Origin of the sequence: Photobacterium alginatilyticum, from assembly GCF_009910675.1 — a bacterium.
Lineage (GTDB): Bacteria > Pseudomonadota > Gammaproteobacteria > Enterobacterales > Vibrionaceae > Photobacterium > Photobacterium alginatilyticum.
This window is the reverse complement of record NZ_RSEJ01000358.1, coordinates 1-377: the sequence shown is the minus strand read 5'-3', so window position 1 is coordinate 377 and position 377 is coordinate 1. Positions and strand designations below refer to the sequence as shown.

Here is a 377-nt window from a genome sequence, read left to right as displayed (position 1 = left end):
TACCTCAGATGACTAACAAACCTTTCTACCCTTTCTTCCTTAGCAATTTAGACACTTTTTTTCAAAACTAGGGCTACAAATCTTCACGCGAAGACACGGGTACTACTTTTCTCCCTATATCTGGAACATTGGCATGTCCAAATGATAGGTGGCTATACCGGACCGGTAAAAGAGTCTACAAAAGACTTAGGCAAAACTAGGGAGATCGCAAGGATCCCAGCTACCTATTTTGCCATCAACTAAATTATAATTTTCTTCTTCTACCTCGACTGTTTCTCGGGCCTCATTCATTCTTCTCCAAATCTCTTCCAGGGTCCTAGTCTCAGATAACAAGTCTTCAATGCTGCGCACCCGCTCCGGACTTCCTTTTTTCCTTA

1 protein-coding gene is annotated in these 377 nt (G+C 42.4%); it reads right to left on the bottom strand.

Annotated elements, in window-relative coordinates; translation table 11 throughout:
• Window positions 1–186: 186 nt before the first annotated feature.
• The coding region (locus tag EIZ48_RS29325) for a hypothetical protein (RefSeq protein ID WP_205298669.1) at window positions 187–377 on the bottom strand (191 nt) is incomplete at its 5' end.